The 313-nt window shown below is 76.0% G+C and carries 1 protein-coding gene; it reads left to right on the top strand.

Annotated features, from left to right (window positions below):
* The coding region (locus RKE29_RS30705; RefSeq protein WP_312008945.1) for an FAD-dependent monooxygenase at nucleotides 1–313 on the top strand (313 nt) is incomplete at both ends.

The following is a 313-nucleotide window of genomic DNA, read 5'->3' as shown; positions in this document are numbered from 1 at the left end:
CGGGCTGATGCTCGCCGGCGAACTGCGCCTGGGCGGCGCCCGGGTGGTCGTCCTGGAGCGGCGGGAGGCGCCGACGGCCGAGTCGCGCGCCTCCACCCTGCACGCCCGCACGATGGAGATCCTCGACACCCGCGGTCTGCTCACCGACCTCGGTTCCCCGCCGAACGAGCCGCGCGGCCACTTCGGCGGCGTGCCGATGGACCTGACGCTGCCCTCCCGCCACCCGGGCCAGTGGAAGGTGCCGCAGACCAGGACCGAGGAGCTGCTGCACAAGTGGGCGGCCTCGCTGGGCGCGGACCTGCGGCGCGGCTGG

Source organism: Streptomyces sp. B1866, assembly GCF_031932565.1.
In the GTDB taxonomy this organism is placed as follows: Bacteria; Actinomycetota; Actinomycetes; order Streptomycetales; family Streptomycetaceae; genus Streptomyces.
Note: the sequence above shows the minus strand (reverse complement) of the source record. Positions and strands in the feature narration are given on the sequence as shown.